An 8,567-nucleotide genomic window follows, 5' to 3' on the forward strand; every position below is an offset into this window, starting at 1 on the left:
AGCCCCACTGGTCCGGCTCCTCACCGGGCCGAACTAGGCTAAATCCAGCATCCAGCCCAGCCCCCGGCGGAATAACGCAAGCGAGGTCAGAAGAGTGCGTGAATTCAATGCTCCCGCCCCGTTCACGGTAGACGAGCACGACAACATCGTCGCCGCAGTGTTCGAGCACGAGCGCGACGAACCCGACACGGTGATCTTTCAACGCCTGGTCGACGGGGTCTGGACCGACGTTACATGCGCGGTCGCCGCCGCCCAAATCCGCTCGGCCGCATTGGGTTTGATCGCACTAGGGGTGCAGGCCGGCGACCGGGTGGCTATCTTTTCCGCCACCCGCTACGAGTGGGCGATCCTCGATCTGGCGATTCTGTCGGTAGGCGCGGTCACCGTCCCGATCTACGAGACGTCGTCGGCCGAGCAAGTGCGCTGGGTACTGACCGACTCGGCAGCGGTGGTCGCGTTCGCCGAGACGGACGCCCACGCAACGATGGTCACCGCGCTCACCGGTGATTTGCCTGAGCTGCGGCGCGTGCTGCAGATCGACGGTTCGGGCGGCAAAGCCCTCGAGCAACTCGACCAGGATGGCGCCTCGGTCGACCCAGCCGAGCTGACCGCCCGTCTCGAAGCGTTGCGCAGTGAAGATCCGGCGACGCTGATCTACACCTCGGGTACCACCGGGCGCCCCAAGGGCTGCCAGCTGACCCATTCCAACCTCGTCTACGAAACCCGGGGTGCCAAGGCGGTTCTGCCGACGCTGCTGCGCAAGGGTGAGCGGCTGCTGGTGTTCCTGCCGTTGGCACACGTGTTGGCCCGCGCACTGACCTTGTGTGCCTTCCACAACAAGGTCGTCGTCGGGTTTAGCAGTGACATCAAGAATCTGGTGCCGATGTTCGCGGTGTTCAAACCGACGGTCGTGGTGTCGGTGCCGCGGGTGTTCGAGAAGGTGTACAACACCGCCGCGCAAAATGCCGCCAACGACGGCAAGGCCCGCATCTTCGAGATTGCCGCGCAGACCGCAGTCGACTGGAGCGAGGCGCAAGACAACGGCGGCCCCGGTCCGCTGCTGCGGGCCAGGCACGCGCTCTTCGACCGGCTGGTGTACCACAAGCTGCGCACCGCGCTGGGTGGCGACTGCCGCGCGTCTGTCTCGGGCGGCGCACCGCTGGGCGCGCGGCTGGGCCACTTCTACCGCGGCGTCGGTCTCACCGTGTACGAGGGCTACGGGCTGACCGAGACCAGCGCCGCGATCACGGTCAACCAGGTCGGTGCCCTGAAAGTCGGGACCGTCGGAAAGCTGTTGCCGGGCAACAGCATGCGCATCGCCGATGACGGAGAGCTGTTGGTACGCGGCGGCGTGGTGTTCCACGGCTACTGGCACAACCAGCAGGCCACCGACGAAGCGCTGGAAGACGGTTGGTTCAAGACCGGTGACCTCGGCGCGGTCGACGGCGACGGGTTCCTGACGATCACCGGCCGCAAGAAGGAAATCATCGTCACCGCGGGCGGCAAAAACGTCGCCCCCGCCGTATTGGAGGACCAGCTGCGAGCGCACCCGCTGATCAGCCAGGCGATGGTCGTCGGAGATGCCCGCCCGTTCGTTGGCGCGCTGATCACCATCGACCCCGAGGCGTTCGAGGGCTGGAAGCAGCGCAACAGCAAGCCCGCCGGAGCATCGGTGGGCGATCTGGTCAACGACCCCGACCTGATTGCCGAGGTGGACGCGGCCGTCAAGCAGGCCAACCTGGCGGTGTCGCACGCCGAGTCGATCCGCAAATTCCGCATCCTGCCCGTCGACTTCACCGAGGACACCGGGGAACTCACCCCCACGCTGAAGGTCAAGCGCAAGGTAGTGGCCGAGAAGTTCGCTCACGACATCGAGGCGATCTACGCGAAGGACTAGCCGCGCACCAACTCCGATAGCCGCGCGGCCAACGCGTCCCATTGCCATTGCGCGATGGCCCATTCTCGCCCGGCGGCGCCCATAGCGGCGGCCCGATCGGGGTCGGCGAGCAACTCGGTAACGGCGTCGACGATCTGGCTGCCCGAACGCCCGTCGACGAGTAGCCCAGTCTTGTTGTGCCGCACAGTTTCCGGAGCGCCGCCCGAGCATCCGGCGATCACCGGCACGCCGGTCGCGGATGCTTCCAGAAATACGATGCCCAGTCCCTCGACATCCAGTCCGGCGCCGCGGGTGCGACACGGCATCGCGAACACGTCGGCCATCGCGTGGTAGGCGGGGAGCTCCGCGGCCGCGATCCCGCCGGTGAACGTCACGTGTTCGCTGACGCGAAACCGCTCGGCCAGTTGGCGCAGCGTGTCTAGGTAAGGGCCACCGCCCGCGATGACCAGCGCGGCCCCATCCACGCGCCGCCGGATTTCCGGCAACGCGCGAATCAACATGTCCTGCCCCTTGCGCGGCACCAGCCGCGACAGGCACAGCACCGTGGGCCGCTGGCCCAGCCGGTAGCGGGCCCGCAGTTCGGCGCGGCTTGCCGGGTCGGGACGGAACCGGTCGATGTCCACCCCGGGCGGCAGGTGCTCCAGTGCGGCCTCCGGCCCGAACGCCGAGGCGAACCGCCCACGGGTATAGCGGCTGACGAAGGTGACCACGTCGCTGTCGTCGCCGACGCGACGCAGCACCGACCGTGCCACCGGAAGCATCGACCAACCCACCTCGTGGCCGTGGGTACTGGCCAGCACCCGGGTTGCGCCGGCTTGACGGGCGCGTTGCGCCAGCAGGCCCAACGGCGCGGCCGCGCCGAACCAGACGGTGTCGATGCCGTACTCGGCGATCAGCCGTCGCATCCGGACGTCGACGGTGGGTACGGGCAACATCAACGTCCCGGTGTGGCGCACCACCCGATAGCCCGCGGTCTGAGCATCAAAGGCGTCGGCGCCCTTCCATTGCGGCGCATACACCGTCACGGTGTGCTCCCCGGCCAGTCGACTAACCAGCTCGACCAGATAGGACTGGATGCCACCGCGCCGAGGTGGAAAGTCGTTGGTTACCAGCAGGACCCGAGACACCTGCGTAGGCTAGCCCGAAGCTGTCAGCGACTGGATTGACGGGTCAGCCACTGCTGCCAGTCGACGAGTACGCCCGCCATGTCGGAGCCCAGGACGTCATGCACGGCGGTGGGCAGGTCGGCGTGCCCGACACCACACGCGGCCCGGTAAAACGCCCGCAGCGTCGCCGTGCCGCGGGTGTCGGCGACAAAACGCGCGAACCACCATGCCCGGTCGTAGCCCAACGAACGCTGCAGCCCCGGTGCGGCCAGGTCGGCGTCCGACGGCAACGCCGTCGGCAGCGGTGTCACCTCGGGCAGCGGCGTGGCCGGCCGAGCGACGTAGTCGGCCACGCCTTCGGTCAGCCACCGGGGCGCATCCACTGCCGTGTCGGCGCGCGCGGCATAGTGAAAAAGCTCGTGGCTCAACACGATTCGTAACGCCGATGCACTCATGCCGACCGCCCCGGGCGCGAACACGATCCGCTGGCCGATCGCGATTCGCCGGGCCGGATCCACCCGGTCGGCGACGGCCACCGCGGCGATATCGGCCCACTGCGCCGCGGGCCCACCGCCGGCCTCGGTCTCGAACTGCCGCTGTGAGCCGGTGGCCACCACGGCGATATCACGCGGCCAGTCGGTCCCCCAGAATGCCTCCACCGCGTCGACAGCCTGACCGATGTCCGCCGCAACACGGTTCAGCATGACCTCCGATTGCCGGCCGCCGAGATTGGTCATCCGCACAGTGCGGTCGCGGACTTCGACGAGCCGCGGAGCTGTGGTAACGACCGCCGCGGGTGCGGCCGGGTGGTCAGCTCGCACAGGGTCCGTCCGTCCTGGACGGACCACGGCGACGGCCGCGAAGACCAGTTCGGTGGCTAGTACGCAGGCCAGCAGCCAGCGGCGACGGTGAGACCGTCGGCGGTCAGTAGCGGCGGGCGTCGTAGATCGGGCCGGACGAATTCATCGGCACCACCCGCACCGGCACGCCGTAGGTGGACGAATGGACCATGAGGCCGTCACCGATGTAGAGGCCGGCGTGGGATGCGTCGGAATAGAAGGTCAGCACGTCACCGGGCTGCAGATCCGACAGCGAGACCGGTTGGCCGCCGTGGGCCAGCGCCTGGCTGGAGTGCGGCAGCGCGATGCCGGCCTGCTGGAATGCCCACATCACCAAGCCGGAGCAGTCGAATCCGCCGGGCGCGGCGCCACCCCAGGAGTAGGGCGCGCCGACCTGGGTCAACGCGGCCTGAACAGCGATAGCGCCCTGACCGTTGCCGGGTGCGGCGCCGAACCCAGAACCACCACCCGGCTGTCCGTCGCCCGGCGGCAACGCGGCCGGAGCGGGCGCGGCGGCGGCCATGGCGGCGGGCGGCGGGACCGGCCCGGGCGCGGCCAGCTCGGTGCGCTGGTTCGGGTTCAACGCGAGGTACTGGGACTTGACGATGCCGATCTGCAGCTGCAGCTGGCTCTGCTTGGACTGCAGGCTGGCGCGCACCGCAGCGGCCTGCTCTGCCGCAGTCTTGGCGTCGGTGGCCGATTTCGCGGATGCCTTTTCGGCTTGCGCGGCCTGCTCGCGGGTGGCGCGGTAGTTGGCCATTTGCGCGAGCATGGCGGTGGACATCACCCGCTGCACGGCCAACTTGCCGATCAGTTGCTGGGGTGATTCGGCACTGAGGATGGCGTTCATACTGTCGGTGCGGCCACCCATATACATCGCTGCCGCAAACTTGTCGACACCGGCCTGAAACGTTGCCAGTCGTGACTTCGCAGCGTCGGCAGCGGCCGAGTCATCGGTGTGCTTCTTGTCGGCGGCCCGCTGCGAGGCCAGCTTGTTATTGAGGTCAAGCTGGGCGCTGTGCATCGCCTCGGTGGTCTGCTCGGCCTGCCGTGACAGCTCGCTGAGCTTTGCCATCGCGTCATTGGCTGGGTCGGCCAGCACATTGCTGGCGGCAACTCCGGAGAGGGCAACGAACCCGACTAGCGCTCCGCTAGCAAGCCTCGCGACGGCGCGCAAACGCACGCCGCCACAGTTGTACCCCAACCCCAAGACTTTGCATCCTTAAACCCGTCGGCCCAGACAGCCGAGTCTGCATTAGATCTCAGATAGGTTACGAAACGGCAACGGCGTTGTCCAACACTGGATGATTAAGAAAACAGCCAGATTTCAACGTAACGCCGTTAGGCTACTCCGGGTCGCTGTCGGTGGATCGGAACTAGCCGCAGTCGCGGAGCCAATCCCGCATCGGCAAGCACCTCCAACGCGGCGCGCTCATCCTCCAGCAAAGTTTCCGGTACCCCGAGTATCACACTGACCACGCAGTCATGGCATCCGGGACCACGCACCGCGCAGTCGTCACAGTCGATTACCACTGGTTCTCCTGCATCCGGCGGGACTGCCGCCGCCGGATCAGGCTTCCTGATGTGCGCCATCTCGCTGGTCCTCTCGGTCTTCTCGGTGGCCTTGCCGTCACGCTAACCGTCGGCACCGACACATCTCGCTGGCCCAGCCCGCACCGTCCTCTGGCGCGACGCGCCGCGCTCAATCCGAGCGATGTCGGTGCGACTGCCTAACGTCTCGGCCATGGGCACGCCCGCCGGCGAGCAGCTGAGCCTCCCCGACCTCGACGAGGCTGCCGAAATATCGCTGCGCGAAACGACATTCGTCGTCGTGGACCTGGAGACCACTGGTGGGCGTGTGACTGCCCGTGCCGGAACAGCCGCCGACGCCATCACCGAAATCGGGGCGGTCAAGGTGCGCGGCGGTATGGTCCTGGGCGAGTTCGCCACCCTCATCGACCCGCAGCGCAGCATCCCGCCGCAGATCGTGCAGCTGACCGGCATCACCACGGCGATGGTGTGCGATGCACCGACCATCGGCGCGGTGTTGCCGATGTTTTTCGAGTTCGCCCGCGGTGCGGTCCTGGTGGCCCATAACGCCAGGTTCGACGTCGGGTTTTTGCGGGCCGCCTCCGATCGGTGCGGCATCGGCTGGCGGCGGCCGCAAGTGCTGTGCACCGTTGCGCTGGCCCGCAGGGTGCTCAGCCGCGAGGAAGCTCCCAGCGTGCGGCTGGCAGCGCTGGCGCGGCTGTTCGCGGTCGCCAGCGAGCCCACCCACCGGGCACTGGACGACGCGCGGGCCACCGTCGACGTATTGCACGCGCTCATCGAGCGGGTCGGCAATCAAGGTGTGCACACATACGCCGACCTGCGCTCGTATCTGCCCGACGTGACGCCGGCACAACGGCGCAAGCGGGTGCTGGCCGAGGGGTTGCCGCACCAGCCGGGGGTTTATCTGTTCCGTGGGCCGACGGGCGAGGTGCTCTATGTCGGCACTGCAATTGACCTGCGGCGCAGGGTAAGTCAGTACTTCAACGGCTCAGATCAGCGCGGCCGGATCAAAGAGATGGTCGCGCTGGCAGGCACCGTCGAGCACGTCGAGTGCGCGCACGCGTTGGAAGCCGGTGTTCGCGAACTGCGGATGCTGAGCGCGCATGCCCCGCCCTACAACCGCCGGTCGAGATTCCCGCAGCGATGGTGGTGGATAGTGCTGAGCAACGAGGCCTTCCCCAGGTTTTCGGCGGTGCGAACGCCGCGTCACGATCGTGCCGTCGGCCCGTTTCGCTCCCGAGCCGACGCCGCCGACACCGCCGCGCTACTGGCGCGGTTCACCGGGGTGCGCACTTGTACCAAGCGGCTGGCCCATAGGGCGCTGCACGGACCGGCCTGCCCGCAACATGAGGTTTCGCCGTGCCCCGCTGCTCGTGATGTGACCGCCGGCCAATACGCCGCGGCGGCCGGTCGCGCCGCGGCATTGATCGACGGCGTGGACAACACCGCGGTGGCCGCGGCCGTTCAGCAGATCGCCGACCTGGCCGCTCGTCAGCGCTACGAGAGCGCCGCCCGGCTGCGCGACCACACTGTGACCGCGGTGGAGGTGCTCTGGCGTGGCCAGCGCCTGCGTGCGCTGGCGACGCTGCCGGAGCTGGTGGCCGCCGCCCCCGACGGCGACGGGGGCTGGCAGCTGGCCGTCATCCGCTACGGCCAGCTCGCCGCGGCAGGCACCGCCCGTCGAGGCGTGCCGCCGATGCCCGTCGTCGACGCCATCCGGGCGGGCGCGCAGGTGGTCCTGCAGCAGCCCGCCCCGCTGGGCGGGGCGCTGGTGGAGGAGACGGCCCTGATCGTGCGCTGGCTGGCCGCACCGGGGGTGCGCATCGTGCGGGCCACCGGCGGCGACGAAGCTGCCGGCTGGTGTTCGCCGTTGGGATCCGCCGGCCCGTGGGCGGGATGGGCCGCATCGGCCCGCTCGGCGCGGGTGGCCGCCGAACAAGCCGTAACGAGCCGGGACTCAGAGCTGCTCACCGAACCGGACCCACCGCGCGAGCAGCTGTTCGGCCGCTCCGCTGTCGATCGTGTCGGCGGCGCGGCGCAGCCCGTCTTCCCACGCCGGCAGCCACTCGGCGCGGCTGGATAGCCCAGTGTGGGCCACGATCGCGCCCGCGGCGTTGAGCACGACGGCGTCGCGCACCGGGCCCTTGGCGCCGGCCAGCACCGAGCGTGCCGCCGCCGCGTTGGCCGTCGCATCGCCGCCCTTCAACTCGTCGAGCTCGGCGCGGGCGAACCCGAACCCGGCGGGATCGAATATCAGCTTGTCCACCGTGCCGGCCTGTACACGCCAGATCGTGCTCGTCGTGGTGGTGGTCAGCTCGTCGAGGCCGTCGTCACCGTGCACCACCAGAACACTGGACCGGCGTGCGGCGAAAACGCCCGCCATCACTTCGGCCAGGTCGGCGAACGCACAGCCGATCAGTCCGGCTCGTGGTCGTCCCGGATTGGTCAGTGGCCCAAGAAGATTGAAGACCGTCGGCACACCGAGTTCACGACGGGCCACCGACGCGTGCCGGTACGAGGGATGAAACTGCGGCGCGAAGCAGAAGCCGATTCCGACTTCGGCGACGCTGCGTGCGACGTCGTCGGGACCCAGATCGATGCGAACCCCCAGCGCCTCCAGGGTGTCGGCGCCGCCGGCCAGCGAGGACGCTGCCCGGTTGCCGTGCTTGACCACCGGCACGCCGGCCGCCGCCACCACGATCGCCGCCATGGTGGACAGGTTGACGGTGTTGACGCCGTCACCACCGGTGCCCACCACATCGACGGTGTCGGTTCCGATCCGCTCGGTGGGCAGCCGGCGGGCGTGCTGCAGCATCACGTCGGCCAGCTCGGTGACCTCCGCGGCCGTCGGGACCTTCATCTTCAGCGCTACGGCGAAAGCGGCGATCTGTGCCGACGTCGCTGATCCGGTCATGATCTGCTCCATGGCCCACCCGGCCTGTCCGCGGGGCAAGTTCTGCCCCGCGGTCAATGTCGTGAGGATCTGCGGCCACGCCAGCGCCTCGTTCGGGGGCCGCTGGGATGACCCGGAACCTGACGCCGCCACACCGCAAATGGTCCCATGGCGATCGCAAGCGCGGCGCAGCCGGGCGCAGCGGGTCGCCATCGCAGGGCCCCAGCCGATCGCAAGCGCGGCGCAGCCGGGCGCAGCGGGTCGCCATCGCAGGGCCCCAG

The 8,567-nt window shown here is 68.8% G+C and carries 6 protein-coding genes and 1 pseudogene; 2 read left to right on the top strand and 5 right to left on the bottom strand.

Annotated features, from left to right (window positions below; all coding sequences use genetic code 11):
• The first annotated feature begins 94 nt into the window (after positions 1-94).
• Positions 95-1,897, top strand: a complete 1,803-nt coding sequence (locus VNW74_RS04100) for a long-chain fatty acid--CoA ligase (protein WP_325675320.1) — start codon at positions 95-97, stop codon at positions 1,895-1,897.
• On the opposite strand, the gene VNW74_RS04105 is transcribed toward VNW74_RS04100, so the two are convergent.
• The 4 genes from VNW74_RS04105 to VNW74_RS04120 all read right to left on the bottom strand — a co-directional run bounded on the left by VNW74_RS04105 (position 1,894) and on the right by VNW74_RS04120 (position 5,435).
• Positions 1,894-3,024: a glycosyltransferase family 4 protein gene (locus VNW74_RS04105; RefSeq protein ID WP_325675321.1), complete on the bottom strand. Its 1,131-nt coding sequence runs from the start codon at positions 3,022-3,024 to the stop codon at positions 1,894-1,896. The two genes, VNW74_RS04100 and VNW74_RS04105, sit on opposite strands and share 4 nt — an antisense overlap.
• Positions 3,025-3,047: 23 nt before the next feature.
• Positions 3,048-3,899: a hypothetical protein gene (locus VNW74_RS04110; RefSeq protein ID WP_414686591.1), complete on the bottom strand. Its 852-nt coding sequence runs from the start codon at positions 3,897-3,899 to the stop codon at positions 3,048-3,050.
• Between the two features lie 28 nt (positions 3,900-3,927).
• Positions 3,928-5,046 (bottom strand): peptidoglycan hydrolase RipC, encoded by a 1,119-nt coding sequence (gene ripC, locus VNW74_RS04115; RefSeq protein WP_414686592.1) that lies wholly within the window; start codon positions 5,044-5,046, stop codon positions 3,928-3,930.
• A gap of 137 nt (positions 5,047-5,183) precedes the next feature.
• Entirely contained in the window at positions 5,184-5,435 is a 252-nt protein-coding gene (locus tag VNW74_RS04120; protein ID WP_325675324.1) for a hypothetical protein, read from the bottom strand.
• Positions 5,436-5,586: 151 nt separating this feature from the next.
• On the opposite strand from VNW74_RS04120, the pseudogene VNW74_RS04125 reads away from it, so the two are divergent.
• A pseudogene (locus tag VNW74_RS04125) lies at positions 5,587-7,413 on the top strand (DEDD exonuclease domain-containing protein); the annotation flags it as partial.
• Here VNW74_RS04125 and trpD read toward each other — a convergent pair.
• Positions 7,351-8,439 carry an anthranilate phosphoribosyltransferase gene (gene trpD / locus VNW74_RS04130; RefSeq protein WP_414686593.1) on the bottom strand — a complete coding sequence of 363 codons (1,089 nt, stop codon included), beginning with the start codon at positions 8,437-8,439 and terminating at the stop codon, positions 7,351-7,353. The pseudogene VNW74_RS04125 and the gene trpD overlap by 63 nt on opposite strands.
• Positions 8,440-8,567 lie beyond the last annotated feature (128 nt).

Origin of the sequence: Mycobacterium sp., from assembly GCF_035570115.1 — a bacterium.
Classification (GTDB): Bacteria; Actinomycetota; Actinomycetes; order Mycobacteriales; family Mycobacteriaceae; genus Mycobacterium.

Excerpts from the sequence above, each read along its gene's own strand:
- VNW74_RS04120 (WP_325675324.1), bottom strand. The coding sequence starts at position 5,435 with ATGGCGCACATCAGGAAGCCTGATCCGGCGGCGGCAGTCCCGCCGGAT.